The sequence below is a fragment of the Gordonia sp. NPDC058843 genome (genome assembly GCF_042743165.1).
GTDB lineage: Bacteria > Actinomycetota > Actinomycetes > Mycobacteriales > Mycobacteriaceae > Gordonia.
Window position 1 is genome coordinate 87,874 of sequence record NZ_JBHYNC010000015.1, and the last position, 24,916, is coordinate 112,789.

Consider the following 24,916-nt stretch of genomic DNA (forward strand, 5'->3'; position numbering starts at 1 on the left):
GCTTCGGGCCGGGAAACTGCGTAGGGTTGTCGCTGCTGCCTCATCGGCCGGTACGAAGGGAACGGACCATGCGTCGGATCGTCACCATCGCGTGCGCACTGCTCTGTGCCGTCCTCGCCGGGGGAGGCCTCGGCGTCCCCAGGGCCGACGCCGCGCCGCGCGGATGCCCGGAGATCTACCTGCTCGCTGTGCCCGGAACCTGGTCCAACGGTGCCAACCCGGGCTTCCTCGGGGAGGTCACCGCCGGGCTCGGGGCCGAGACGCAGGTGCAGTTCGTCGGATACGACGCCACCGCGTTCCCCTGGGAGAAGGCGATCTACGGCAAGTCCAAGGCGCAGGCGGTCGCCAACACCACGGGCCTCGCCCTGCAGATGCTCCGCCGGTGCCCGGGCACCCGGATCGCGCTGGTCGGTTACAGCCAGGGCGCCGACGCGGCCGGCGACCTCGCATCCGAGATCGGCACCGGTCGCGCCGCCATCCGGCCCGGACAGGTGGCGGGCGTCGTGCTCGTCGCCGATCCGCGACGGTCGAAGCGGGACAATCTCATCGGGCCGGCGCTGAGGGGCGAGGGGAGCGGCGGACCACGCCTCGACGGCATGGGGTGGGTCCTGCCGAGGGCGTTCTCGATCTGTGAGCCCACCGACGTCTACTGCAACGTGCCCCGGGACTACTACGTGACCCGGATCGTCGGCTACCTCGCCGAGACCAGCGACCCGACGCCGAGCCAGATCGGTCAATACCAGGCCGAGGCGGGCGCGATCCTGTCCGAATTGCTCACCCTCGGCGGGCCCGGCGAGATCGTGCAGGAACTGGGCGACGCGCGGGCACGCGAACAGATCAGGTCCTTCAACCAGTTCCTGCAGTCCGGGTCGCACGGCACGTATCGGGACTTCGAGGTCCGTCCCGGGGTGACCGCGGTGCAGTGGGCCAACCGGTTCCTCGCCGGCCTCGCCTGACCCGTCGAACGGACCGTCGCACCCAGCCGCGGGGACACCGACCTGCGGCGGAAGTCCCGAAATCGGACATCCGACTAGAGTGGCGTTCGACGTGGTCGCCGAAGTCCGGCGACCGGTGACCGACCCCGGACAGACGGACCACATCCTTGCCTACGCTTCCCGTACTCCTCGCTCAGACCGATCCGTCCGAGGGCCACAGCGGCTTCATCGGCTGGATCCTCGACCTCATGGACACGCTCGGCGAGGTGGGCGTCGGGGTGGCGATCCTCCTCGAGACCTTCCTCCCACCGATTCCATCCGAAGCGGTCCTTCCCGGCGCAGGCTTCCTCGCCTACGAGGGCCGCATGAACGTCTGGCTCGCCTGGGCCGCCGCGACGATCGGATCGCTCGTCGGCGCCTGGCTCTGGTACTGGATCGGTGCAGCGCTGGGCCGCGACCGCACCCGGCGTCTCGTCGGTCGGCTCCCGCTACTCGACTACGACGACTTCGACAAGGCGGAGGCGTACTTCATCCGTTGGGGCGGACTCGCGGTCCTTCTCGGTCGGTGCGTGCCCCTCGTGCGATCGTTCGTCTCGATCCCCGCCGGCATCGAGAAGATGCCCTTCTGGCGCTTCACGGCCTACACGACGCTGGGTTCGGGAGTGTGGAACGCGTTGTGGATCGGGATCGGCTTCGGTTTCGGTCCGGCCATCGCCCCGGCTCTCGAACGGTGGAGCGGCGTGCTGTCCAACATCGTGATCGCGGTGCTGGTCGCGATGGTCGCCTGGTTCGTCGTGAAGCGGGTTCGCCGCAGGAGGGCGACCACCGCCGGGTGAGGACGATGGGCTCAACGCAGACGTGGTGCTGATCACCGAACGGGCCGGGGAATACCTTCCCCTACCGCGCAGTTGTACCCCTCGACGGTGACGGACTCAATGCCCCGGGTCCCACCCTTTTGCCGCTTCGAGCGGCCTGTTTGCCGAGAGGCGCACTGACCGGCACCGTCCTTCAACACGCCGAAGCCGCCGACCCCACATCGGGTCGGCGGCTTCGGTCGTTCTGATCGGAGGCGTCGACACACCGTCGTGAACCGGTGCTCGCTGCACCCGCAGAAGAGGGTCCCGGCGCCGCTCTCGGACGACCCCCACCCCGACCGGGATCACGCGGCGCGTCATTCATGCAGGTGAGGGGTGCGTCGCTACCCGTGGGGTAACGCTTCGCGTGGGACGATCGATCTAGCCGTCGTGTGCGGCACTCGCCACTTCGGGACCCGGAGGTGCGGGATTCACACGTGTCGGCAGTCGCGGAAAACGTGGTGGAAGCCACGGAAAAGTCCGACGACACGATCCGGAACAGCCGCTACAGTAGAACAAAGTTTGAGTCCGTTGTAACGAATGTGAAGTATCAGGAAGTGATTGGTCATGAAGTTGGCTGACACCTTTCACGCGCCCCGCCGGGGCTCGGTGTTGACCTCGCTGATCGGCGGGCGACTCGGGAGCCGCCGCTCCACGACGATGTTCCCCGCCGAAGCGGAACGTCTCATCACACCTGCCGAACTCAGACGGTTCGGCGTCCGGACCTAGGGCCCTTCGAGGCTCGTCGCTATCGCTCCTCGCACCTCAGGGGGCGGGCGGCAGTGGCTGTGCCGTTCATCCGGATCAGTGGGCGGGGGGCAGTGGCTGTGCCGTTCCTCCGGATCAGTGGGCGGGCGGCTCGTCGGTCCCGGAGACCACTCGTACGCTCATCCCGCCGACGGACACGACGTCACCGATCGTCAGTTGCCGGCCGCGTCTGGTCTCCACCTCGTCGTTCACGGTGACCAGGCCGTCGGCGATCACCTCCTTGGCCTCGGCTCCGGACTCGATCAGGTTGGCGAGTTTGAGGAATTGGCCGAGTCGGATGGAGTCGTCTCGGATCGTCACGTCGTACACGCCTCGATCATGCCGGTCGCGGGCACGCCGGGCCACTCCGGCCATCGGCGACTCCGGAGATGATCTGTGCCGGGCGGGGCCAATCCGCGTGGAGTGCCGGGACATACCCCTTTTCCCGACTACCTTTTACGCATGGCCACCGACACCCCCCTCGCGCCGGTCGACCCCGAGAACCCCGGCGAGCACCGCGACGCCGCACCTCGTACGCCCACCGCGGCCGATCGCCGATCCCTCGCACTTCTCGACAAGATCCGGCGGCCCACCGGGTTCGGTACCCGTGCGCCGCACATAGCGGGCACGATCGTCGGCGTCTTGGCGGCAATCGCTTTGCTGTCCAGCCTCTTTCCGGCGATCCGACACCTGATCCACGACCCGCGACGCTACGTCGACGACTACATCATCACCCTGCCCGACACCAGCTTCGCCTGGGCGTTCGTGCTGGCGCTCATCGCCGTCGCGCTGTCGGCGCGCAAGCGGATCGCCTGGTGGATCAGCGTCGTCTACCTGGTTCTCTTCATGGCGACGAACGCGCTCTATCTGGTGCCGTCGTTGGAAGACGACCTGGGTGTGACGCGGTGGGACCGCACCAACATCTACATCGGCCTGTTCATCGACGCGCTCGCGCTGATGTTCCTGCTGTCCACGTATCGCCAGTTCTACACGCGGGTCCGCAAGGGGGCGATCCCCGCGGCGTTCGGCACGCTGATCGCCGGGCTGGCGATCGCGACGCTGCTGGGTTGGGCCCTGGTGTGGGCGTTCCCGCACACCCTCACCCGGGGCGACCGGTTGCCCTACGCGTTCAACCGGGTGGTCGCGTTCGGTGCCATCGACCAGGAGGCCTCATTCGACGGCCGGCACACGCACCTCTTCGTCAACGGGTTGCTGGGTCTGTTCGGTGCGCTGGCGTTGATCGCCGCGGCATTCGTGCTGTTCCGTTCCCAACGACTGCGCTGGCTCATCACCGCCGAGGACGAGGCGCTCATCCGTGCCCTCATCGCACGGTTCAACGACGACGATTCGCTCGCGTACTTCTCGACCCGCCGCGACAAGGCCGTCGTGTTCTCGCCCGACGGCCGCGCGGCCATCACCTATCGGGTGGAGGTGGGCGTCGGACTCGCGGGCGGTGACCCGATCGGTGACCCGGATTCATGGCCGGACGCCATCGCCGAATTCCTCACGCTCTGCGAGAAATACGGTTGGCATCCCGCATCGATGGGATCGAGCCCGCGCGGCGCGGCAGCGTTCGACGCCGCCGGCTTCGTCTCCCTCAACATCGGCGACGAGGCCATCCTCCACACTCGTGAGTTCAGCCTCAGCGGACCGTCGATGAAGGCGGTACGTCAGGCGGTGACACGCACCCGCCGCGCCGGGGTCGCCGTGCGCATCCGGCGGCACAACGAGATCGAGGACCGCGAGATGGCGACGATCGTCGCGCGCGCCGACGACTGGCGCGACACCGACGAGGAACGCGGCTTCGCGATGGCGCTGTCGCGCATCGGCGATCCCGCGGACGGCGACTGCCTGCTGGTCGAGGCCGTGATGGACGAGGGCGCCCCCGGCGAGCGGGTCGTCGGCATGCTGTCGTTCGTGCCGTGGGGGCGTCGTGGGGTTTCGCTCGACCTGATGCGCCGCGACCGGCACGGGCCCAACGGCGTCGTGGAGACGATGGTCGCCGAATTGTGCCGCAACTCCGAGCAACTGGGCATCACCGAGGTGTCGCTGAACTTCGCCGCGTTCCGCGCGTTCTTCGAGCAGGGGCCCCAGATCGGTGCCGGGCCCGTGATGCGGATGGGCTATTCGGTGTTGATGTTCGGCTCGCGGTTCTTCCAGATGGAGTCGTTGTACAAGTCGAATGCGAAGTATCTGCCGGACTGGCAGTCGCGCTACCTGTGCTTCGAGGACAGCCGGATCCTGCCCCGGGTCGGCCTGGCCGCGATCGTGACCGAGGGTTTCATCACGTTGCCGCGCTTCGGTCGGGCCAAGCACTACACGCAGGGGCCGCCGTCGATCCCGCCGGGCGTCGACGCGCCGGCCCTGATCGCCGAGCTCGACGCCGAGGCGGCCACACCCGAGGGTGCGGTCGTCCACCGACCCGAACAGGTGCGTGTCCGGCTCGACAAGATGGACCGCCTCGTCGAACGCGGCTTCGACCCGTACCCGCCGGCCGATCAGCCCACCCACACGATCGCTCAGGCCAAGGCCGAACCGGAAGGAACCACGGTCACCGTCGCCGGCCGCGTGACGCGACTTCGGGACTTCGGCAAGGTGGTCTTCGCCGACGTCCACGACTGGTCCGGCGAAGTGCAGGTGCTGGTCGAGGACTCCCGGGTCATCCCCGGCACACCCGATTTCGGCACCGACGTCGATCTCGGCGACCTGATCCAGGCACGTGGTGTCGTCGGCACCAGCCGGAAGGGCGAGCTGTCGATCCTGATCGACGCCTGGCGGATCAACGGCAAGTGCCTGCGTCCGTTGCCCGACAAATGGGCCGGCCTCACCGATCCGGAAGCGCGTGTCCGCCAGCGTTATGTCGACCTGGCGATCAACGAGCAGACGCGCAAGTCGTTGGCGACCCGGAGCCTCGTCGTGAAGTCGTTGCGCGACTTCCTCGCCGCGCGTGGCTTTCTCGAGGTCGAGACGCCGATCCTGCAGCAGATCCACGGTGGCGCCAACGCGACCCCGTTCCAGACGCACATCAACGCCTACAACCTCGACCTGTACCTACGTATCGCGCCGGAGCTCTATCTCAAGCGGTTATGCGTCGGCGGGGTGGAGAAGGTCTTCGAGATCGGCCGCAACTTCCGTAACGAGGGTGTCGATTTCAGCCACAACCCGGAATTCACGAGCCTGGAAGCCTATGAGGCGCACAGTGATTACCTCAAGATGCTCGATCTCACGCGGGAGATGATCCAGCACGCGGCGACGGCGGCCTACGGGGAACCGGTCATCGTCCGGACCGATGCCGATGGAAATGAAGAGCGCGTGGACATCTCGGGGGAGTGGCCGGTCAAGACCGTCCATCAGGTGGTCTCGGAAGGTGCGGGTGAGGAGATCACCCCGGAGACCTCCGTCGAGGTGTTGCGTGCGGTGTGTGATCGCCTCGAGATCAACCACCGGCCGGACTGGGATGCCGGGCAGATCGTGCTGGAACTCTACGAACATCTCGGCGAGGACCGGACCACGTTCCCGACCTTCTACACCGATTTCCCGACGTCGACGTCACCGCTCACCCGCGCGCATCGGAGCAAGCCGGGCGTTGCCGAGCGGTGGGACCTCGTGGCCTGGGGTGTCGAACTCGGCACGGCCTACACCGAACTCACCGATCCGGTGGAGCAGCGCAAACGTCTCACCGAGCAGTCGATCCTGGCCGCCGACGGTGATCCCGAGGCGATGGAACTGGACGAGGACTTCTTGCAGGCGCTCGAATACGCGATGCCGCCCACGGGTGGTCTCGGTGTCGGCGTCGACCGGGTGGTCATGCTGATCACCGGACAGTCCATCCGCGAGTCGCTGGCGTTCCCGCTCGCGAAACCGCAGGACGCCTGACCCGGTCGACCGAGTTCGAATTCGCCTCAGCCGCAGAGTGCTCCGACGGCGTCGTGGTCGTGCGTCGGGACGACCCGCACGGTGTGGCGTGCCAGATGAAGCCGGTGCAGCGTCGCGAACGTCGCGTCGCGGTCGTGGTCGACGAACTCGCCCGGAATACTCGGCTTCTGCCGGAGTCGATCCACCTGCTCGGCGTGCCACGCCGCGTCGCCGGCCAGCAGGATCCGTCCGGAGGCGGTGCGGGCGAGGACGCCGACACTTCCGGGCGTGTGACCGGCGAGGTCGACGATCACCACCGAGCCGTCGCCGAACAGGTCATGGCTCGCCGTGAACGTGGACACCGGCGGCCCGTCGAGTCCGTAGTCGAGGATCGGTCGACCGTCGGTCAGTGCGCCGCGCACCCCGCCCACCGGTGGGTGGGTGCCGGACAGGACCCACTCCCGTTCCACCCGAGGCAGCCAAACCGGGAGCCCGGGCAGGTCCAGCAGACCGCACACGTGATCCCAGTGGGCGTGCGTCGGCAGCGCGAAGTCGGGTGCGCGGCGCAGCGGGCGCAACTCGAGACCCTCGGCAGTGCTGATCGTCGACCGCGGTGGCGTGATCAGCGGACGCAGGATCGTCGGCAATTCGGGAAGAACGCGCTGATGGGCGTCGCGGCAGAAGCCGGGATCGACGAGAAATGTCGCCTCGGGGTGTTCGACCACGAAGGTCGTCATCGCCGAGGGCAGACGGCGGAAGGCCGGCGCTCCTTCGACGAGTCCGGCAATCGGGACCCGGCGCGCGACCTGGGGCAGCGCGCGCACCCGCACCGTGACCTCGCCGTCGGGGAACCCGGCGTCCTCGATCGCGTCGATGAGCCGCCGGTCGGGCGGGCGTGGCCGGATGGCGCCCCGCATGGCGAGGGCGCTCATGCGTAGCACCTCGGCCGGCGTCGGACCCGGCTGGCGATACGTGGACACCGGGTATTCCTACCGCTCACAGGGTCCTCGGCGCTCCGGTTCCGGGCATCCGACACGTGTCTCGCCGCGCCGGCGGCGTAACACCACGGCCGGACGGAACGACGTAGAGAAGGACCCCCGACGCTCGACGACAGGAAGTCAATCGTGATTTCTCATGCTCGCCTCGACTCGCCGGTTGGCCACCCGCGCTCGGTCCCGTGAACGCCGGCAGCGGCCCGCCCGCCGACCCGAGCCCGCATTCCGGTGACGACTCGCGTGTCCTGCGTGACCTGCTGAGGGCGATCTCCGTGGGAGATCGCGTCGCATTCACCCGCTTCTACGATCTGACCAGTTCCCGGATCTACGGTCTTGCCGTCCGGGTGGTGCGAGACCGGCACTACGCCGAAGAGATCGTGCAGGAGGCCTACCTGCAGTACTGGCAGCGGGCCGGCGACTACGACCCCGCTCGCGGGTCGGTGATCACCTGGATGATGACGATCGCGCACCGACGCGCCGTCGACCGGGTCCGCACCGAGAACATGCACACCGAGCGGATGTGGGAGTACGGCGTCATGGCGGCCGAACCCGAAGCGACGCAGAACATTCCGCTGGAAGTTGTGGTCCGTTCGGCGGAAGTGAACGCGGTGCGCACCTGCCTCGGGCATCTCACCGACCTCCAACGGGGGAGTGTCGAGTTGTCGTACTTCGGGGGGCTCACGTACCCCGAGGTGGCGACCCGCACCGGCACACCGCTGCCGACCACGAAGTCGCGGATCAGGGACGGGCTACGACGGCTGCGGACCTGCCTGGACAACCAGGACGATTGCTGACCGCACGCCGTCGGTGCCTCCCGTCACGTCGTCCGGCGACGCGGCCCGGCCCGCCCGGGCACACTGGACGCGTGCACGAGACGACACCCGACGAGGGCCTGGACTCGCCCGGTGAGTTCGTGACGGTCGGGGAGCATCGGCTCCATGTGCTCGACGAGGGGTCGGGTCCACCGCTGCTGCTGATGGCGGCGCTCGGGAGCAACTGGTTCGATCTCGATCCGCTTGTCGCCCGACTCTCTTCGTCGTGGCGGGTCATCCGCTACGACCGACCGGGCTACGGGTTGTCCGATCCCATCGGCCGTGGGCATCATCCGTCGCTGCTCGGTGAGGTGGAACGGATGGCCGCTGTGCTCGACGCGCGTGGCGTCGACGAACCGGTTGTCGTCGTCGGCCATTCGCTGGCGTCGTTGTACGTGGAGGCGTTCGCGCGACGGTATCCCGAGCGGACCGCGGGTGTGGTCGTGCTCGACGGATCGTTCGTGCTGTTCCCGTGGCGGATCGTCCCGCTGTCGTTCCGGGTCGGCAACGCTCATCGGGTGGTCGGTGCGGCGCGTGCGGTCACCAGTCGCGTCGGCATCCGTCGCTGGCCGAGCTTTCAGGTGTGGAGCCGCGTGGTGCCGGCGCCGCCCGAGGGTCGCGGAGAGCAACAGCGCCGGTGGAGCACCCACGTCTTCGGGCAGCCGCCCTATCTGCTCGCACTGCTCGTGGAGAACGCCGCCTTCGGGTCGATGAACCAGACGTTGCGGGGTCTGCGACGGTCCGAGCCGATGCCCGACGTCCCGGTGACCGTCGTGGTGGCGTCGTCGAGACTGCCGGGGTGGCGGCACTTCTGGGAATGGAAGCAGCGGCGTTACGCCGAGGTGCTCACGGCCCGTGAGATCGCCGTTCTCCCGCGGGCGCGGCACTTCCTCGTCTCGGAGCGGCCGGACGACGTCGCCGAGATCATCGGCGGGGTGCGGCAGTGACCATGTGCGTCGTTCCCCAAGTCGGCATCGCCTAGGGACGACAGAACTGCGAGATCGTCTCGGGAGAGACGAAGAAGTTCATGATCGACGTGAGGGGCTTGCCGGTGACCGGCGATGTCACCGGCGTGATCGATGTGCCGATGAAGACGCAACCGCCCGCCGCGGCCGTCCTTTCGGCAATTCGGTTTGCCAACATGACGCGAGCGACGCTGCTGAACGGCAGGTCCGTTCCGGCGATTGGAGGCAGGAGCTGCAATAGCTCGCCTCATGCGTGCGCCCTTCGGGTTTGAGGTGAGCACGGGTGCGGCTCACGATGACATCACGCTCGCACAGATCAAAAGTGATGTAAATCACTTTTAGGAAAGCAAAGCTTATGGTCAAAGGCCCAGCCGGCGTGAGCCAGGGCTATGACCTCGGCCCACGGCTGCGTCCTGCCCGGTCCCTTACCCGCGAGTAACCAGCTACTTGCGGTTACACCTAAACTGTTCGGCATGAGCGAGCTGACCTTCACCCCGACGGCTGACCTCGTCGACGAGATCGGTGCCGACGTCCGTAGCTGTGACACCCAGTTCACGCAGTTCGGCGGGAACCGGGAGTTCGTCGGACGCGTGTCGACGGTCAAGTGCTTCCAGGACAACGCGCTCCTGAAGTCGGTACTCGGCGAGTCCAACCCCGGCGGGGTTCTGGTCGTCGACGGCGACGCCTCGGTGCACACCGCACTGGTGGGAGACCTGATCGCCGAACTCGGTCGGTCCAACGGCTGGGTGGGGCTCATCATCAACGGCGCCATTCGCGACGCCAAGGTCATCGGTGGGATGGAGATCGGGGTCAAGGCCCTGGGCACCAACCCGCGCAAGTCGACGAAAACCGGTGCCGGCGAGCGCGACGTTCCGCTGACCATCGGCGGCGAGACGTTCACCCCCGGCGACCTCGTCTATTCCGACGACGACGGCATCGTGCTCGTCTCGCCGGACACACGGTAAGGCCGAGCGCCGGCAGACCTCGATCGCCGCCACCGGCGATCGCCATCCGACAAGACCCGATACCCGACAGCGCTGAGGAGCACCGCCATGCCCAAGCCCACCGCCGACTATTTCGCTCGCCTGGGTGCGCTCGTCGCCATCGACGACGCCGCGAGTCGTCCCACCCGCCCGGTGCTCGAGGCGTTCAGCGGGACGGAGATGGCGACCATCCCGGTCGCCACCGCAGACGATCTCGAGGTGGCGGTCGCCCGCGCCCGCCAGGCGCAGCAGGGGTGGGCGTCCCGCACGCCGGCCGAGCGCGCCGCGATCATCGACCGCTTCTCCGAACTGGTCCACCGCAACGCGGCGTCCCTGATGGACATCGCGCAGGCCGAGACCGGCAAGGCACGTATCTACGCGCAAGAAGAGGTCATCGACGTCTCGATCACCGCGCGTCACTACGCGACGAACGGTCCCAAGCTGCTCGCCGACCGCAAGGTCAAGGGCATGCTGCCGGGCGCGACGAGCGTGCGCGTGCGCTACCTGCCCAAGGGCGTCGTCGGCATCATCAGCCCGTGGAACTACCCGCTGACGTTGGCGGTGTCCGATGCGGTGGCCGCCCTGATCGCCGGCAACGGCGTGGTCATCAAGCCGGACAGCCAGACCCCTTACTGCGCACTGGCTCTGGCCGAGCTGCTGTACGAGGCGGGTCTGCCGCGCGAGCTGTACGCCGTGGTGCCCGGCCCGGGAGGGGTTGTCGGCCAGGCGATCATGGCCACCACCGACTACGTGATGTTCACCGGCTCCTCGGAGACCGGTGCCACCCTCGCCGAGCAGGCCGGACGTCGACTCATCGGTTTCTCGGCCGAACTCGGCGGCAAGAACCCGATGGTCGTCACCGCAAGCGCTGACATCGCCAACGCCGTCCGGGGCGCGGCGCGCGCGTCGTTCTCCAACTCCGGGCAGCTGTGTATCTCGATCGAGCGGATCTACGTCGACAAGAAGATCGCCGACGACTTCGCCGAACGGTTCGCGGCCTACGTGTCGACGATGAAGCTCTCCGCCTCCTACGATTTCAGCGCTGACATGGGCTCGCTGGCCTCGGCCGCCCAGATCGACACCGCCGAAGCGCATGTCGAGGATGCGGTGGCCAAGGGTGCAAAGGTCTTGGCCGGTGGCAAGCGTCGTGCCGACCTCGGGCCCTTCTTCTTCGAGCCGACGGTCCTCACCGACGTCACCGACGACATGGTGTGTTTCGGGAACGAGACCTTCGGGCCCGTCGTGACGATCTACCCCGTGGACTCCACCGACGAGGCGATCAAGCTGGCCAACGACACTGACTACGGCCTGAACGCAAGCGTTTTCGCCGGAAGCAGTGCCGAAGCGCAGGAGGTCGCCGAGCAGCTGCGGGCCGGGACCGTGAACATCAACGAGGGCTACGCGGCGGCGTGGGCGTCGACGGCGGCCCCGATGGGCGGCATGGGCATCTCCGGTATGGGACGCCGCCACGGCGACGAGGGCCTGCTGAAGTACACCGAGCCGCAGACGATTGCCGAGCAGCGATTCATCGGCATCGACCGGATGCCCGTGGTCCCGACGAGCATTTACCGCGCCATCACCCCGACCGCGGTCCGCGCGCTGAAGTACCTGCCGGGTCGCTAGGCGAGCCGTTCCCGCCCCGGAGGTGCGAGCGAAGCGTTCCCGTTCTGCACCACCCTGAGGTGTGAGCGAAGCGTTCCCGTTCCGCTCCCTGAGGAGCGAGCGAAGCGTTCCCGTTCTGCTCCCTGAGGAGCGAGCGAAGCGTTCCCGTTCTGCTCCCTGAGGAGCGAGCGAAGCGTTCCCGTTCTGCTCCCTGAGGAGCGAGCTTGCGAGCGTCACGAAGGGTTTCGCAACCTCGGTCGCCTGACCCTTCGTGACGCGCCCTCCGCAAGCTCCGGGCGCTCCTCAGGGAGCAAAGCGAGCCAGCGGCTCTGTGGTTCTTTCGGACCAGGGAGCAGAAATCGGGCGGTTCTGTCGGATCAGCGAGCAGGTCCAGGCCGGCGAGACGGCCGATGTGCTGCCCGGTGGAGGTGTGCGTGGTTACGGTATCTCTGTGACCCGGAGCCCCCGCATGCGCAGAGACCCCGTAACCCGATCCCACCGGACGCGTCTGGGAGTGCTGACCGCGGCGCTGTCGGCAGCTCTCGCCGGCAGCCTGCTCAGCGCGCCGACCGCCGACGCAGCACCCGCGCTACGGGTGACCACCGTGGTCGACGGGCTGAGCATCCCGTGGGGCGTGGTGGTCGCCCCCGACGGGACGGTGCTGACCGGCGAGCGGGCGGGACGATTCGTCGCCGTGCGCCCGGGCGGGCAACGCGTGAACGTCCGCGCCGATCTGTCGCGCATCTTCGCCCACGGCGAGTCCGGGCTGATGGGCCTCGCCATCGATCCGCGGTTCGAACAGACCCGTCGTGTGTACTCGTGCCAGGCGGAGGCGACCGTGCCGGGTGCGCCCGGTGCCCCCGGGTCGTTGTCGAACATCCCCATCGAGTTCCCCCAGACCGGGCAGACCATCAAGGTCGTGTCCTGGCGGGTCGGCGCCGACTGGACCCAGATGGCCCGCGAGCGCACCGTGCTGAGCGGAATTCCGGTCAACGCCTCGGGACGGCACGGCGGTTGCGGGCTCGCGGCGACCACCGATGGTCTCTGGGTCGGCACCGGGGACAACGCCACACCCTGGATTCCGCAGTCCCGTACGTCGCTGGGCGGCAAGGTGTTGCACATCAAGCTCGACGGCACTCCGGCTCCGGGTAATCCGAACCCGCGCAGTCCGATCTACAGCCTCGGTCATCGCAACGTCCAGGGCGTGGCGATTCAGCCCGGCACCGGTCGCGTGTACGCGATCGAGCAGGGCACGACACGTGACGACGAACTCAACCGCATCGTCGCCGGTGGCAACTACGGGTACAAGCCCGATCGCCTGCCGGTGATCTACGACGAGTCGGTGCCGATGACCGATCCGGTCCGTGTCCCGGGCGCGATCGGTCCGGTGTGGAGTTCGGGCAACGAGACGATGGCCCTGCCGAGCATCGCTTTTCTGCCCGAGACCGGTTGGGGCGCCTTCAATGGCGGCCTCGTGCTCACGGCACTCAAGGGCAAGAGGCTGGTGTTCATGAAGCTCTCCGACGACGGACGACGGGTGGTGTCGCAGACCGAGGCCCTGAAGGACACGCACGGCCGCCTGCGCGGCGTGGCCGTCGCACCCGACGGCTCGCTGGTCCTCACGACCAGCGATGGCGAAGGGTCGGATCGCATCCTGCGCGTGCGTTCGGACGCCTGACGATGTGCGACGACGCGATTGTCGGGCACGCACACGACGAAGCCCGTCGGATGTCTCGTCGGACGGCGCTACGGGTGGCGGCCGGTGTGGCGACAGGGATCTCGGCGTCGGTGGCGGCGGGGACCGGGCTGGCCGCTCCTACCCGCGGAGCGCCGAGTGGTGCGATGGCAGGTCGGATCGTCGACCTCACGCACACGCTGTCACCGTCGTTCCCGGTGTGGCCGGGCAACCCGCCGATGGTGACGATCCCCACTTCTCGTGTGCGGGGGCGGGATTCGGGATTCTCGACCAACTGGGTCTCGTTCGCCGAGCACACCGGCACACACGTCGATGCCCCCGCCCACAAGATCGGGGGCGGGATCACCGTCGACCGCATCGACCCGGCCGACCTCGTCGCGCCACTCGTGGTGATCAGCATCGAGACCAGGGCGCGCCGTGACCGGCGGGAACAGTTGACCGAACGCGATGTCGCGGACTGGGAGTCGCGGCACGGGCAGATCCCGCGCGGCGCTCTGGTCGCTCTACACACCGGATGGCAGCCACGAACCGGTGGTGCGGAGGCCGCCGGCTTCTCGCCGGCCGCGGTCGGCATGCTCGTCGCCGAACGAGGAGTCGTGGCCATCGGGACCGACACACTCAGCGTCGACATCCGCGGAGCCACCGGCGCCCATACCGCGATCCTCGGCAGCGGGCGGTATGCCGTCGAGGCGATGGCGAACCTGACAGCCGTACCGGCACGAGGCTCGACCGTGATCGTCGGGGCGCCGAAGTTCGCCGGTGGAACCGGTGGTCCGGCACGCGTGATCGCGATGGTGTGAGCCGCATGGAGGAGGATCATCGATGACGACTCGAATCACCCGGTTCAGCCGCGGGCCATACACTTTCGATGTCACCGACGCGGGGCCGGCCGACGGTGAACCGATCGTACTGCTGCACGGGTTCCCCCAGCGGGCCTCGTGCTGGGAGTTCGTCGCGCCATCATTGCACGACAACGGTTTCCGGACGCTTGCGCCGGATCAGCGTGGGTATTCACCCGGTGCCCGACCCACGCGGCGGCGAGACTACGTGCAGGGAGAGCTGGCGTCCGACGTGCTGGCCCTGCTCGACGCCGCCGGGATCGAACGAGCTCACGTCGTCGGCCACGACTGGGGTGCGATCGTGGCGTGGACACTGGCGGCGCACCATTCCGATCGTGTGAAAACGCTTACTGCCCTGTCCGTTCCGCACTCCGGGGCGTTCCTGCGCGCCATGCCCCGGGGGCAGGTCTTTCGTTCCTGGTACATGGCGGCTTTCCAGGTTCCGGTGCTGCCCGAGAAGCTTCTCGGCTGGGCGATGCGGACGCAACCGGATTTCGGTGAGCGGATGGGACTTCCACAGCCGTTCGCGTCACGCGTCGCCGCCGAGATCGGCGCCTATGGTGCGCTTCCCGGTGCGCTGGGCTGGTATCGCGCGATGCTCCTCCCGGACAAGCGATCCACGCCTCGGCCGGTCGGTGTTCCCACCACCTATGTGTGGGGCGACGCCGACATCGCGATCGGTGATGCGTCTGCTCGCCTGTGTTCTGGGTGGGTCGAGGCGAATTACGAGTTCATCGTGCTGCCCGGCGCCGACCACTGGCTGCCCGAAGCGCACCCCGGCGACGTCGCCGCGGCGATCCTGGCCCGGGTCGCCGATGGCCGGTCGCGATCCGGACCGGGGCCAACGGATTCGGGGCCAACGGATCCCGATCCAGCCGCTTCGGCTCTGGCGGACCGATCCGCCGCGATTCGGTCGGCCGACGAGACGTCAGCGCAGGATACGGCGTAGCACGACGAAGACGACCAGGGCGACCGCAGCCGCGAGTCCCGCGAATGCGGGTGTCAGGTTGGTCGTCGGGGGTTCGGTCGGGGAACCGGAGCGCAGCTGCGCGAAAGTGGCACGCGCGGCGTCGGATTCGGCGACGACATCGACCGGCGGATGGCCGGGTTCGGTAGCCGGTGCGGGTGTGGGTTCGGCCGGTGTGGGTGCCGAGGGCGTGGAGGCCGGCTCCGGGGAGTGGGTCACCGGTGGACTCGGGGACGAGACCGGGCTCGGGGCCGACACCTGAGGCGCCTCGGGCTCGGCAACCGGCTCCTGCGGTCTCGTCGACTCCGGAGCGGGCGGCGCCGACTTGGGCGGTGCTTTCTTGGCTGCCGACTTCTTCGCCGGTGCGACCCCGGCGGCCTTCTTCGCCGGGCTCTTCTTTGCGGGTGTCTTCTTTGCAGCCTTCTTCGGCGGTAGTCTGTCGCCTCCGGACTCTGCGGCCGCGGTCTCCGGCGTGGCCTTCGTCGCCGGTGCCTTCTTCGCAGCCTTCTTGGCCACCGGCTTGCCGGGCGCGGGCTCCGGTGTGTCAGGAGAGTCGCCGGACCCGGAGTCGCCGGGGGTGGCGATCGGGAACAGCGCCTGCTCGTCCCGGTTCGGCGCACCCTCGGACGGCGTGACATTCGGATTCGGCTCGGTCATACGGCGCTCCCTCGCAAGTGTCCGGCACGCGCTCGGCGACTGTTCCGCCGCGCGACACGTTCGGGGCCCATCCTAGTGGGTCGGCGCCCTCACCCGACGAGGGTCGTGGCCTTCGGCTCGACGAGAGTCCGACGCGACACCCGCGTCAGGAACGGACGCCGAGCCGCGCGAGGATGTCGGCGTCGACGGCCTCGAGCTCGTCGGCGATGGACTTGTGGGCGGTGCGGCGCTGACCGGCAGACATCGTCTCCGCGGTCTGTACCGCGATGTCGAGGTTGTCGAGACGCTTGGTCATCGCGTCGACGAAGTCCTTGGCATCGGCACTGGTGTCCTGGGCGACGACCTTCTCCAGTGCCGTCCGGGTGGTGGCGATGCGCGCGGACAGAGTGGCGCCGTGACCGCTGAACTGGCGCAACACTTCCGGTGAGACCCCCGCACGGTTGGCCTGCAGCGTGGCGAGCTGTTCGCGGCCGGCGACCGCCGCCCGGTAGACGATGGGTGCGGCGATCGGCGCCACGAGCCGAGCGACGGTGAGGTAGCGCTTCACACTGGACGGGCTGAACGCCCTGGCGTCGGCGGCTGCCTGCGCCTCGACGGCGAATTTCTTCGCCTCGGCGTTGCTCACCTTCGACTGGGACTTGGCGAGCTGCTTGGCGGTCTTGCGCTCGGCCTTCATCTCCTTCTGGAAGTACTTGTACTCGTTCTTGCGCCGAGCCTTCTGCTCTCTGCGCCGCGACTTGGCGTCGAACTTCGCCTCCAGCTTGGCTTTCGCCTTGAGAGCCTTGGCCTCGGCCTTGCGCTGCGCACGAGTCGTACCGTCGGAGGAGAACAACCCCATCGAATGCCCTTTCGCTGCTGCGGGGAAGACCGCAGTCGATCCCCGGCCCGCTCTCGTTCCGCTCCCTGCGCCGGTGTCGACCGGCTCGCTCGCTCGCTTCCGGCGCCGCAATCCGTGGCCCCGCTCGCATCGCTCCCGGCGTCAGGCGCGCGTGATAACAAGTACAAGCATGACATGTGGTTGTATCCGACCACGTGTCTCCTCCGCTCGAGCCCAGAAAGGGATGGCGTGGCCCCTGTCGTGTTGTCCCCCCGCGACCTCGCCGGCTGTGAGCATCGGGTGGCTCTCGACTTCGCGCACGACAGACGTCCCGCCGACGAGCCCGACCCGCCCGGTGTGCAGCGTCGGAAAGAGGCTGCCGCTGATCATCGCGCCGCGGTCCGCGAGTTGCTTCGAGGGGTGCACAGCGACCAGCCCGCCGCGTTCGTGGCCATCGACCCCGATGCGAGAGCAGCCGACCGGGTCGCGGCGACGCTGCGCGCTTGCGATGCCGGGGCGAGGTGGATCTGGAACGCGACGCTGCCCACCGACGAGGCGCACGGGCGGCGTGGCCACTCCGAGCTGCTGGTCCGCGTCGGCGACGGGTACACCCCGGTCATCGTCGTCAACCACCGGGTCAGCCAGCCTGCGAAGTCGGTCCCCGATCCGGACGGGCGGCCGCCCAGCCTGGTGACCAGTCCCTTCTGGACGTGGGCGCCGAGCCCCGACCCGTATCGGACCGGGCGACCCAACCGCCGGGACAACCTTCGGCTGGCACACCTCACCGCCATGCTCGTGGAGATCGGCAGGGCATCGTCGACCGACACCGCTGAGCTACGTGGCGGGGTGATCGGCGTGGACGCCGACTGCATCGTCGTCCTGGACACCGGCGCGATGCTCGCGGACTACTCGGGGATCCTCGAGCGCCGCCTCGCGGTCGCGGCCGGCGAGATCCCGACCGAGCCGCGTCGGATCAGCGAATGCCGTTCGTGTCCGTGGTGGGTCCGTTGCGGACCAGAACTCGAGGAGAAGCGCGACGTCAGTCTCGTCGCGACCGGTAATCAGGGATCGATCCTCATCGATGCCGGGATCACGACGATCGATCAGCTCGCCGCGCAGCGGGGGGCACCACCGGACGGCTGGCCGGGCGGGGTGCGGTTCGGGGACGCGATCATCAACGCGATCGCCTGGCTCACCGGCACCGAGCTCGTGCGGCGCGTCGACTCGCCTCGGGTCCGCCGCGCCGACATCGAGATCGACGTCGACATGGAGAGCTACGGCGAGCACGGTGCGTACCTGTGGGGAACACTGCGCACCGACACCACCGATCCGTCGGTGCCCGTCGAGTATCGGCCGTTCGTCACCTGGGACCCGCTGCCCACTCGCGACGAAGCGCGATCCTTCGCCGAATTCTGGGGATGGCTGATGGCCGAACGCGCGGCCGCGCGAGATGCGGGGAAGACGTTCGCGGCCTATTGCTACTCCCAGCAGGCGGAGAATCGATGGCTCCTGGGCTCCGCCGATCGTTTCGGTGGCGAACCGGGCATCCCGACTCGTGCCGAGGTCCAGGCCTTCATCGCGTCGCCGGAGTGGGTGGACATCTACGAGGCGGTGGGTGAGAACTTCATCTGCCCGCGGGGCAAGGGACTGAAACGAGTGGCGCCGGTCGCGGGGTTCTCGTGGCGCGACGACGACGCGAGCGGTGAGGCCTCGATGCAGTGGTACCGGGCGGCCGTGGCGCTCGGAGGCGGTCGTCCCGACGACGGGCAGCGTCAGCGCCTGCTCGAGTACAACGAAGACGATGTCCGCGCCACAAAGGTGCTGCGCGAGTGGATGACCGACGGCGCGGCCGCGCAGGTACCTCATGAGCGGGACCTACTCGACCGCTTCCGGGCGGGCTGACGCCCCGGCGGACCTACGACTCAGGGTCGCATCGAGCGCAACGAGTCGAGGAACGACCCGCTGCCGAACAGCGCGACCGCCCCGAGCAGCATCAGCGCACCGGGCGCCACCCCGAGGACGAACTTTCGTACCGACGTCAGCGTCGAGCTCTCCGGCGTACCCGTCGACGCCTGAGGTGGGCCCGCCGACGGTCCCTGCGCACCTGCGATCGTCTGCGGACTGTCAGTGTCGTCGGATTCGGATTTGGATTCGGATTCGGCTCTGGCGGAACGGCGGTCGGCCCCCGGCTCGGTGGTGGAACCCGAGCCCGGGGCCACCTCGGGTGCCCCCGCGGACCCACCACCACTCGGCGGCGCGACCGACGGTACGTCGGCGACGGCCGGTCCGGAGCCCGCGGGGACTCCGGGGGGATCGGACCCGCCCACGTCGCCGTCGGATGTCGTCCCCGCCTCCGGCTCGCGGGTGCGGCGGATGGTGACGCCCCCCTCGCCGTCCCCGTCGCTCCCGGACGTGGTCTGAGACCCCGAGTTCGTCGGGTCCGGGTCATCGGTGGTCGTCGTGGTGGTCGACGCCGTCGTGTCAGTCGTGTCAGTCGTGTCGGTGGTCTCGGTCGTCGAGTCCGACGTCTCCGTCGAACCGCATCCGCAACCCGGGGGATACGACGGCGAGGACTCGTCCGTGGTCTCTGTCTCGGTCTCGGTCTCGGGGTCGGTGGTCTCTGCATCGCTCGGCTCGGCATCGTCGGCCGCCGAGCCGCCGGGTGTGTCGCCCGGCCCGTCATCGTCGGTGACATCCGACTCGGCGTCCGACTCCGAGTCAGCGTCGGAATCGGTGGTCGAGTCGGAATCGGTGTAATCGGATCCGGACACGCCTGGGTCCGAGGGCGCAGGCGACGCGACACCGGGCGCCAGGACGATGAACGCGATCGCGGCGATGACGACGAACAGGACGGCGGGGCCGCACGTCCTGCTGCGGGAGGCGCCGGTGTCGGATGGGAGACGGTGGGTCATGGTTCGTCAGGCGTACAGTCGATGGGGAGAAACAACGTCGCTCACACCGCGCAGCAGACCGCCGCACGCCCCGCGCCGGAGCCGAATGTTCACCTGCCGGATCCGTGTCGGCAACCCATGCCCCCCAAGAATGTGAAGAACGCCACACTAACGATCGTTACACCATCTTCACAGGTGATACGCGTCGAGCGCGGCGGTCCGGTACTTTCTGATCGTACCGACCGTTGCGACGGCCGTGTACAGCGGGCTTTAATGCTTGCAAATTCAAATTTTGCGTGTCGGAGAAGATTGTCATGACTTCAGGAGGGGCGGAGAAGCCTATGGGCGACACCGGACGCACCGACTCCGATCGTTCGAGGACGACGGATACAGATGCTCTCGACCCCGGGCTGTTCGCCCGGCGGCTCGAGGAACTGTTCCGGACTGTTCCAGGACCGAACGGTCGGGCGTACAGCGCGAAAGCGATCGCGGCGCGATCGACCGAGCGGGGGTTCCGGCTGGGCGAGTCGTATCTCAGCCAGCTGCGTTCGGGGAAGGCCAAGTCCCCGTCGTTCCGCACGGTGGAGGGCATCGCGGCCGCTTTCGGGGTCGATGTGCACTATTTTCTCGAGGATCGGGCCGCGCAGCGCACCCGTGACGAGATCGATCTGATGCGGTTGCAGGCCGATACGAACGTCCAGCTGGCGGCTTTCCGCCTGGCGGGGCTGTCGAGCGATTCGGTCACGGTGGTCAACGAGCTGATCAAGGTGTTGCGCGAGCAGCAGGGTCTGCCCAAGGACCCGCCGGACGTCATCGCGGCCGGCCTGAGTGACAGCAAGCCGTCGGCGGACTCGCGACTTCGCGTCGTCGGAGACCACAGCGACGACTGACCGCGGGTGGGACGTTCGCGGAGCCTGATTGTCCGGACCGAGGGGTGTCGGCCCGGACAGGCCCGAGAAGTCGATCACTGCGGGTGGATCGCGGCGTCGTGCGTGCTCGTGATTCGATGAGGCCATGCGTCGATCCGAGCGCGCATTGCGCACGCTGTGCCGCACCACGTTGAAGGGGCTCGATCTCGATCTGCCCCTCGACGTCACTCAACTGTGCGAACGGTACGGCGAACGTCGCGGTCGGCCCATCCGGTTGATCGCGCATCCGCTGCCCGCCGGCGTGCCCAACGGCATCTGGCTGGCCGCCACCGATGCGGACTACTTCTTCCACCAGGCCCACACGTCACGCCTGCACCGCGACCAGATCGTCATCCACGAGTTCGGACATCTGATCGCCGGTCATCAGATCCTGGGCGAGGTCTCGGCCCAGGGCCTCGATGCCCTGACGCAGGACGAGTCGACGGCCGCACTCCGGCGCACGTGCTACTCCGACGATGCCGAGTGGGAAGCCGAGATGCTGGCGTCGTTGATCCTCGGCTGGGCCGAGGACGCCAGTACCGGCGTGGGGAGCACGGCAGCGCACGACGAGCTGCGCGGTCTGCAGCGGCTGCTCGGTGGCCACCGAGGGTGGCTGTGAGATGCGGGCCGGTTGCGACCGCGGTGAGAATGTGAGTCCCTGTTGGGCGTGATCACTGTCGCGGGCGGGGGCCCGACGGTCAATCTCCTGTCGTCCGGTGTCCTGCCGCCTGCGGGCGTCCAGGCTCACTCGGCCGACCTGTCCTCCGGTGTGGACGTCGGAATCGGCGCGGTCAACGCCGGCGCGGCCGTCGTCTTCGCCTTCGCGTTCTGCTGGCGCCTCGACCAGATCCGCCGTGCCGGGTGGGGGCTGCAGCCGCTGGCGATGATGGTCGCCGTGGCATCGCTGACCCTCGCGTTCGTCGTCGTCGACGAGTCGGCCGCCGATGTGCTCAACGAACTCGGCTTCGCCGGCTTGTCGAGGGTGGCGTTCTACGCGCTCCTCGCGATCGGGGTGGCTGCGCTGGTGGTCGTGTTCTTCTTCCCTGGGCAGGTCACGCGGGAGCGCCGCGCCGGGTGGGAGGCGCTACCGCTGGTGATGGCGCTCGTCGGGCTGCAGGTGACCATGCTGGTCATCCCGGTGGAGATCCGGACCGCGACCATCGATGAATGGACCGTCCAGAACTGGGGTTTCGCGCTCTTCATGCTGATCGCCAGCGGGTACCTGACCTACGGCTTCATCGCCTGCGTCAACAGCGTCCGCAAGTTCTACGCGACGGCGGACGGGTATCTCCGTGTGTCTCTTGGTCTTCTGATGACCGGACTGACCTGTCTGGCCATCGGCGCCGTCTGCCAGATCGTGTTCGTGATCGTGTCCGCGACGAATGTCGTTCGGTCGCCGTGGCTCTTGACGACGAACAGGGTTGTCGCCGTCGTCGGTGTCGTGGCGTTCCTACTGGGAATCAGCTACCCGATGGTCTATGCCCGGATCCAGATGATCGCCGCCAACAGGCGTCGTCGCCGACTCGACGCAGACCTCCTACCCCTGTGGCGGCTGGTGACCGACGCGGTCCCGGAGGTCGTGCTGCCGGACGCCGGCCGCCTGACGCCGACCACACGATTGCATCGGCGCGTCGTCGAGACCCGAGACGCCTTGACGCAGTTGAGCCCTCGGATTCCAGCGGTGTTCGGGTATGCCGAGCCGGAGGTGCAGGCGAGGCTGCTGCGTTCCGCCGTCGCCGAGCACGATCCTCGGGACGGCAGCGGCGGTCCCGTCCGGGATCTGGCCCCGGCGGACGGCGACGGCCTCGAAGCCGACGCCGCGCCGTTGATCAGGCTCGCTCGCGCGTTGAAGGCGCAGCAGGACACCGAGGAGCCGGCCGACCGGTGATCGGCCGGCCGACTCCGCCGCGACGGAGTCGCCCGGATCGAAGCCGACGGAGTCGCTCGGATCGAAGCCGACGGAGTCGCTCGGATCGAAGCCGACGGAGTCGCTCAGATCGAGATCAGCGCGGTGCCATCCGGATTGCACCGTCCATGCGGATGGTCTCGCCGTTGAGGTAGTTGTGGGCGACGATGAACTCGGCGAGTTGGGCGTACTCGTCGGGCTCGCCGAGACGCTGCGGGAACGGGATGGCCTCGGCGAGGGTCTGCTGGAACTCGGGGGTCACGCCGGCGAGCATCGGTGTGCTGATGGTTCCCGGGGCGATGGTGCACACACGCACGCCGATGCGCGCGAGGTCGCGAGCCGCCGAGATGGTCATCGCGTGCACGCCACCCTTCGACGCCGCGTACGCGATCTGACCGATCTGGCCCTCGAAGGCGGCCACTGACGCGGTATTGATGATGACGCCGCGCTGACCGTCGCCGTCGATGGTGGATTCCTCCTGCATGCGGTTGGCGGCCAGCCGCATGACGTTGAAGGTGCCGATCAGGTTGATCTCGATGACCTTGCGGAAGAGGTCGAGCTCGTGCGGACCCTTCTTGCCGAGGATTCGTGCGGCCCAACCGACGCCCGCGCAGTTGACCGCGACGCGCAGCGGCGCCCCGGACTCGGCGATGGTCTCGATGGCGGCCTGGACCTGAGCCTCGTCGGTGACATCGGCGGCGACCAGCGTGACTCCGTCGGTCGGCGCGGCCTTGTCGATCGAGGCCTGCAGGTCGAGACCGAAGACCTGGGCGCCGGCTGCTGCGAAACGCCGTGCGGTGGCTGCGCCGAGGCCGGAAGCCCCGCCGGTGACCAGTACGGAAGCGCCTGAAACGTCCATGTGTGAAGTAATCCTTTCGCGGTACCCGACCCGTTCTCCTGCCGGCCGCGTCACCGTCGTCGGCGACGCCGCTCCGGCTCATGCTGCAGTTTCACGATAGTCAGATGCCGCGAACGACCCTCGATCAGCCCTCTGTTTTACCGAACGAGCGCTCGGGCGCTGTCGTCCGAACGGAGTCGGCTCTCCCGCCGGATCAACACGATTCCCACTCCGATGATGATGACGACAGCGCTGAGGGTGCCGGCGATCACGGGTACCGACGCACCGATCAGGCCGTCGGTGATCAGCCATGCCGCGAAGGCGAAGAAGAGGACGGCCGCACCGATGGCGATGATGCGCTCGGGGAGATGTCGGCCCAGCAGGACGCCCACTCCGATGGCGAGCGCGTCAGCGGCGACCATGCCGAGTGTCGATCCGATCCACACCCCCAGCCAGTCGTTGTCGGTGGCGAGGGTGATGGTCGCGAGCATCGTCTTGTCGCCCAGCTCGGCGAGGAAGAACGCCGACATGACCGCGAAGAACACCGAGGCGCCGACACGGGTCGCCCGGCTCGACTCCTCGTCGTCGAGCCGGTCGCCGCGTAGGGTCCACAGGCCGAAGACCAGCATCGCGAGTCCGGCGAGGATCGTCAGGAGCGCGGTGGGTATGGACAGTCCGAGGAAGTGGCCGAAGAAGACCGAGACCGCATGCACGGCGGTGGTGGCCACGGTGATCGCGAGGAGGATGACCCACCAGCGGTAGCGCAGGGCGTAGGTCATCGCCATCAGCTGTGACTTGTCACCGAGTTCGGCGACGAAGATCACGCCGAAGCTCAGGATCAGGGCGGCGGTCACGGACGCCAGGTTAGTCAGGGCTAACTCACGGGCGCAACTCGTCGAATGGCCGTATTTCTGCAGGTAGGGGCATCAAAACTGAATGTTCGGGACGCCGTAACCCGACCTCCGGAGGCCCGTCGAGAAGGCTTCGGGTCGCCGCCCGGCCTCACGCTGCGAGAAGCATCGCGAGGACCGCGGTGTCGGGGTCGGCGTTGGGGTCGATCCCCACTTGGTTGCGGAGGTTGACCACGGTCCCGTCGGCCTCCGCCTCGGCCCAGCCCGCCCGGTGCTCGAGTCCGAGTTCGGGGAGTCCGGGCAGCAGCACGCATCCGGAAGCGACCCGGGAGCACTCGGGGAGCGACGGGCGTGTCTGCGAAGGCGGGTGCAGCATGACCAGCGCCGGTGGGTTGTTCAGGAACCGGCCCGCTTCGACGAAGCTGTCGTCGACGACGTTCCCGATCGCGACCATCATGCCGACGGTGTCCGCCTCCCCCTGCTCGGGACGCTGCTCGACCACGCCGAAGATCGTCGTCGTGGGTAGGAAACCCGGCCGGCAGGCGATGCGGACCGATGCAACGAGTGTCTGCGTCCACTCCAGCGTCGACTCCGGCCAGCGGCCCGAGATGAGAATCCCGTTCAGAGTGCCCTCGTGCTGGAACGGGGTGAGCCCGATCGGAATCGACTGCATGATGTCCTCCTCCGACCCGGGCGCGATGTCGGGATGATCCACGGACTGGGGACCGGCAACCGACCCGGGTGAAAAGACCATCCACCCGCAGCGAGACGCGGACAACTCGAATCACCGTGTTGTGA

At 68.2% G+C, this 24,916-nt stretch carries 24 protein-coding genes; 15 read left to right on the top strand and 9 right to left on the bottom strand.

Translation table 11 applies throughout. The features are described 5' to 3' along the window. Nucleotides 1-68 precede the first annotated feature (68 nt). The 3 genes from ACFW3F_RS12605 to ACFW3F_RS12615 all read left to right on the top strand — a co-directional run bounded on the left by ACFW3F_RS12605 (nt 69) and on the right by ACFW3F_RS12615 (nt 2,518). The gene (locus ACFW3F_RS12605) at nt 69-956 is read left to right on the top strand and encodes a cutinase family protein (protein WP_388057742.1); all 888 of its coding nucleotides are present in this window, start codon (nt 69-71) and stop codon (nt 954-956) included. Nucleotides 957-1,102: 146 nt separating this feature from the next. Next, a complete protein-coding gene (locus ACFW3F_RS12610; RefSeq protein ID WP_388057744.1) occupies nt 1,103-1,771 on the top strand; it encodes a DedA family protein in 669 nt (222 codons plus the stop codon). Nucleotides 1,772-2,356: 585 nt separating this feature from the next. Further along, a complete protein-coding gene (locus ACFW3F_RS12615; protein ID WP_388057746.1) occupies nt 2,357-2,518 on the top strand; it encodes a hypothetical protein in 162 nt (53 codons plus the stop codon). A gap of 114 nt (nt 2,519-2,632) precedes the next feature. Here ACFW3F_RS12615 and ACFW3F_RS12620 read toward each other — a convergent pair whose 3' ends face one another. Beyond that, complete coding sequence (locus tag ACFW3F_RS12620) at nt 2,633-2,911, bottom strand: RNA-binding S4 domain-containing protein (RefSeq protein ID WP_388057748.1); 279 nt, start codon at nt 2,909-2,911, stop codon at nt 2,633-2,635. A gap of 87 nt (nt 2,912-2,998) precedes the next feature. Here ACFW3F_RS12620 and lysX point away from each other — a divergent pair, with 87 nt between their 5' ends. After that, entirely contained in the window at nt 2,999-6,412 is a 3,414-nt protein-coding gene (gene lysX, locus ACFW3F_RS12625; RefSeq protein WP_388057750.1) for a bifunctional lysylphosphatidylglycerol synthetase/lysine--tRNA ligase LysX, read from the top strand. Between the two features lie 26 nt (nt 6,413-6,438). On the opposite strand, the gene ACFW3F_RS12630 is transcribed toward lysX, so the two are convergent. Further along, a complete protein-coding gene (locus ACFW3F_RS12630; RefSeq protein ID WP_388057752.1) occupies nt 6,439-7,323 on the bottom strand; it encodes an MBL fold metallo-hydrolase in 885 nt (294 codons plus the stop codon). Nucleotides 7,324-7,631: 308 nt separating this feature from the next. On the opposite strand from ACFW3F_RS12630, the gene ACFW3F_RS12635 reads away from it, so the two are divergent. Together ACFW3F_RS12635 and ACFW3F_RS12640 are read left to right on the top strand one after the other, a co-directional pair. After that, nucleotides 7,632-8,180: a sigma-70 family RNA polymerase sigma factor gene (locus tag ACFW3F_RS12635; RefSeq protein WP_388057814.1), complete on the top strand. Its 549-nt coding sequence runs from the start codon at nt 7,632-7,634 to the stop codon at nt 8,178-8,180. 71 nt (nt 8,181-8,251) lie between these two features. Beyond that, a complete protein-coding gene (locus tag ACFW3F_RS12640) occupies nt 8,252-9,145 on the top strand; it encodes an alpha/beta fold hydrolase (RefSeq protein ID WP_388057754.1) in 894 nt (297 codons plus the stop codon). Nucleotides 9,146-9,176: 31 nt separating this feature from the next. Here the strand turns inward: ACFW3F_RS12640 and ACFW3F_RS12645 are convergent, their stop codons facing one another. Further along, on the bottom strand, nt 9,177-9,341 hold the full coding sequence (locus tag ACFW3F_RS12645; protein WP_388057756.1) for a hypothetical protein: 165 nt from the start codon (nt 9,339-9,341) through the stop codon (nt 9,177-9,179). A gap of 295 nt (nt 9,342-9,636) precedes the next feature. Between ACFW3F_RS12645 and rraA the strand changes: the two genes are divergently transcribed. The 5 genes from rraA (at nt 9,637) to ACFW3F_RS12670 (ending at nt 15,232) form a co-directional block, all read left to right on the top strand. Beyond that, nucleotides 9,637-10,128, top strand: a complete 492-nt coding sequence (rraA, locus tag ACFW3F_RS12650) for a ribonuclease E activity regulator RraA (RefSeq protein WP_388057758.1) — start codon at nt 9,637-9,639, stop codon at nt 10,126-10,128. Nucleotides 10,129-10,215: 87 nt separating this feature from the next. Next, nucleotides 10,216-11,769 carry a succinic semialdehyde dehydrogenase gene (locus tag ACFW3F_RS12655; protein ID WP_388057760.1) on the top strand — a complete coding sequence of 518 codons (1,554 nt, stop codon included), beginning with the start codon at nt 10,216-10,218 and terminating at the stop codon, nt 11,767-11,769. A gap of 448 nt (nt 11,770-12,217) precedes the next feature. Continuing rightward, nucleotides 12,218-13,426 carry a PQQ-dependent sugar dehydrogenase gene (locus ACFW3F_RS12660; RefSeq protein WP_388057762.1) on the top strand — a complete coding sequence of 403 codons (1,209 nt, stop codon included), beginning with the start codon at nt 12,218-12,220 and terminating at the stop codon, nt 13,424-13,426. A gap of 2 nt (nt 13,427-13,428) precedes the next feature. Next, nucleotides 13,429-14,244: a cyclase family protein gene (locus tag ACFW3F_RS12665; RefSeq protein WP_388057764.1), complete on the top strand. Its 816-nt coding sequence runs from the start codon at nt 13,429-13,431 to the stop codon at nt 14,242-14,244. Between the two features lie 22 nt (nt 14,245-14,266). Next, on the top strand, nt 14,267-15,232 hold the full coding sequence (locus ACFW3F_RS12670) for an alpha/beta fold hydrolase (protein WP_388057766.1): 966 nt from the start codon (nt 14,267-14,269) through the stop codon (nt 15,230-15,232). Here the strand turns inward: ACFW3F_RS12670 and ACFW3F_RS12675 are convergent. Both ACFW3F_RS12675 and ACFW3F_RS12680 read right to left on the bottom strand, forming a co-directional pair. Then, nucleotides 15,212-15,907 carry a hypothetical protein gene (locus ACFW3F_RS12675; RefSeq protein ID WP_388057768.1) on the bottom strand — a complete coding sequence of 232 codons (696 nt, stop codon included), beginning with the start codon at nt 15,905-15,907 and terminating at the stop codon, nt 15,212-15,214. The two genes, ACFW3F_RS12670 and ACFW3F_RS12675, sit on opposite strands and share 21 nt — an antisense overlap. Before the next feature lie 145 nt (nt 15,908-16,052). Beyond that, complete coding sequence (locus ACFW3F_RS12680; RefSeq protein WP_388057770.1) at nt 16,053-16,745, bottom strand: DUF6474 family protein; 693 nt, start codon at nt 16,743-16,745, stop codon at nt 16,053-16,055. 228 nt (nt 16,746-16,973) lie between these two features. Here ACFW3F_RS12680 and ACFW3F_RS12685 point away from each other — a divergent pair, with 228 nt between their 5' ends. Further along, on the top strand, nt 16,974-18,626 hold the full coding sequence (locus ACFW3F_RS12685; protein ID WP_388057772.1) for a TM0106 family RecB-like putative nuclease: 1,653 nt from the start codon (nt 16,974-16,976) through the stop codon (nt 18,624-18,626). A gap of 20 nt (nt 18,627-18,646) precedes the next feature. On the opposite strand, the gene ACFW3F_RS12690 is transcribed toward ACFW3F_RS12685, so the two are convergent. Continuing rightward, on the bottom strand, nt 18,647-19,636 hold the full coding sequence (locus ACFW3F_RS12690; protein WP_388057774.1) for a hypothetical protein: 990 nt from the start codon (nt 19,634-19,636) through the stop codon (nt 18,647-18,649). A 293-nt stretch (nt 19,637-19,929) separates the two neighbouring features. Here ACFW3F_RS12690 and ACFW3F_RS12695 point away from each other — a divergent pair, with 293 nt between their 5' ends. The 3 genes from ACFW3F_RS12695 (at nt 19,930) to ACFW3F_RS12705 (ending at nt 22,411) form a co-directional block, all read left to right on the top strand. Further along, nucleotides 19,930-20,505 carry an XRE family transcriptional regulator gene (locus ACFW3F_RS12695; RefSeq protein ID WP_388057776.1) on the top strand — a complete coding sequence of 192 codons (576 nt, stop codon included), beginning with the start codon at nt 19,930-19,932 and terminating at the stop codon, nt 20,503-20,505. A 124-nt stretch (nt 20,506-20,629) separates the two neighbouring features. Next, a complete protein-coding gene (locus ACFW3F_RS12700) occupies nt 20,630-21,142 on the top strand; it encodes a hypothetical protein (RefSeq protein ID WP_388057777.1) in 513 nt (170 codons plus the stop codon). 87 nt (nt 21,143-21,229) lie between these two features. Then, entirely contained in the window at nt 21,230-22,411 is a 1,182-nt protein-coding gene (locus tag ACFW3F_RS12705; RefSeq protein ID WP_388057816.1) for an MAB_1171c family putative transporter, read from the top strand. A gap of 115 nt (nt 22,412-22,526) precedes the next feature. Here ACFW3F_RS12705 and ACFW3F_RS12710 read toward each other — a convergent pair whose 3' ends face one another. The 3 genes from ACFW3F_RS12710 to ACFW3F_RS12720 all read right to left on the bottom strand — a co-directional run bounded on the left by ACFW3F_RS12710 (nt 22,527) and on the right by ACFW3F_RS12720 (nt 24,791). Then, on the bottom strand, nt 22,527-23,288 hold the full coding sequence (locus ACFW3F_RS12710) for an SDR family NAD(P)-dependent oxidoreductase (protein ID WP_388057779.1): 762 nt from the start codon (nt 23,286-23,288) through the stop codon (nt 22,527-22,529). Nucleotides 23,289-23,425: 137 nt separating this feature from the next. Beyond that, nucleotides 23,426-24,121: a TMEM165/GDT1 family protein gene (locus ACFW3F_RS12715; RefSeq protein ID WP_388057781.1), complete on the bottom strand. Its 696-nt coding sequence runs from the start codon at nt 24,119-24,121 to the stop codon at nt 23,426-23,428. A 148-nt stretch (nt 24,122-24,269) separates the two neighbouring features. Then, complete coding sequence (locus ACFW3F_RS12720) at nt 24,270-24,791, bottom strand: peptidase (protein ID WP_388057783.1); 522 nt, start codon at nt 24,789-24,791, stop codon at nt 24,270-24,272. Between the last annotated feature and the right edge of the window lie 125 nt (nt 24,792-24,916).

Excerpts from the sequence above, each read along its gene's own strand:
- ACFW3F_RS12605 (WP_388057742.1), top strand. The coding sequence starts at position 69 with ATGCGTCGGATCGTCACCATCGCGTGCGCACTGCTCTGTGCCGTCCTC.
- ACFW3F_RS12615 (WP_388057746.1), top strand. The coding sequence starts at position 2,357 with ATGAAGTTGGCTGACACCTTTCACGCGCCCCGCCGGGGCTCGGTGTTG.
- ACFW3F_RS12620 (WP_388057748.1), bottom strand. The coding sequence starts at position 2,911 with ATGGCCGGAGTGGCCCGGCGTGCCCGCGACCGGCATGATCGAGGCGTG.
- lysX (WP_388057750.1), top strand. The coding sequence starts at position 2,999 with ATGGCCACCGACACCCCCCTCGCGCCGGTCGACCCCGAGAACCCCGGC.
- ACFW3F_RS12630 (WP_388057752.1), bottom strand. The coding sequence starts at position 7,323 with ATGAGCGCCCTCGCCATGCGGGGCGCCATCCGGCCACGCCCGCCCGAC.
- ACFW3F_RS12645 (WP_388057756.1), bottom strand. The coding sequence starts at position 9,341 with ATGTTGGCAAACCGAATTGCCGAAAGGACGGCCGCGGCGGGCGGTTGC.
- rraA (WP_388057758.1), top strand. The coding sequence starts at position 9,637 with ATGAGCGAGCTGACCTTCACCCCGACGGCTGACCTCGTCGACGAGATC.
- ACFW3F_RS12655 (WP_388057760.1), top strand. The coding sequence starts at position 10,216 with ATGCCCAAGCCCACCGCCGACTATTTCGCTCGCCTGGGTGCGCTCGTC.
- ACFW3F_RS12660 (WP_388057762.1), top strand. The coding sequence starts at position 12,218 with ATGCGCAGAGACCCCGTAACCCGATCCCACCGGACGCGTCTGGGAGTG.
- ACFW3F_RS12665 (WP_388057764.1), top strand. The coding sequence starts at position 13,429 with ATGTGCGACGACGCGATTGTCGGGCACGCACACGACGAAGCCCGTCGG.
- ACFW3F_RS12670 (WP_388057766.1), top strand. The coding sequence starts at position 14,267 with ATGACGACTCGAATCACCCGGTTCAGCCGCGGGCCATACACTTTCGAT.
- ACFW3F_RS12675 (WP_388057768.1), bottom strand. The coding sequence starts at position 15,907 with ATGACCGAGCCGAATCCGAATGTCACGCCGTCCGAGGGTGCGCCGAAC.
- ACFW3F_RS12680 (WP_388057770.1), bottom strand. The coding sequence starts at position 16,745 with ATGGGGTTGTTCTCCTCCGACGGTACGACTCGTGCGCAGCGCAAGGCC.
- ACFW3F_RS12690 (WP_388057774.1), bottom strand. The coding sequence starts at position 19,636 with ATGACCCACCGTCTCCCATCCGACACCGGCGCCTCCCGCAGCAGGACG.
- ACFW3F_RS12695 (WP_388057776.1), top strand. The coding sequence starts at position 19,930 with ATGACTTCAGGAGGGGCGGAGAAGCCTATGGGCGACACCGGACGCACC.
- ACFW3F_RS12700 (WP_388057777.1), top strand. The coding sequence starts at position 20,630 with ATGCGTCGATCCGAGCGCGCATTGCGCACGCTGTGCCGCACCACGTTG.
- ACFW3F_RS12710 (WP_388057779.1), bottom strand. The coding sequence starts at position 23,288 with ATGGACGTTTCAGGCGCTTCCGTACTGGTCACCGGCGGGGCTTCCGGC.
- ACFW3F_RS12720 (WP_388057783.1), bottom strand. The coding sequence starts at position 24,791 with ATGCAGTCGATTCCGATCGGGCTCACCCCGTTCCAGCACGAGGGCACT.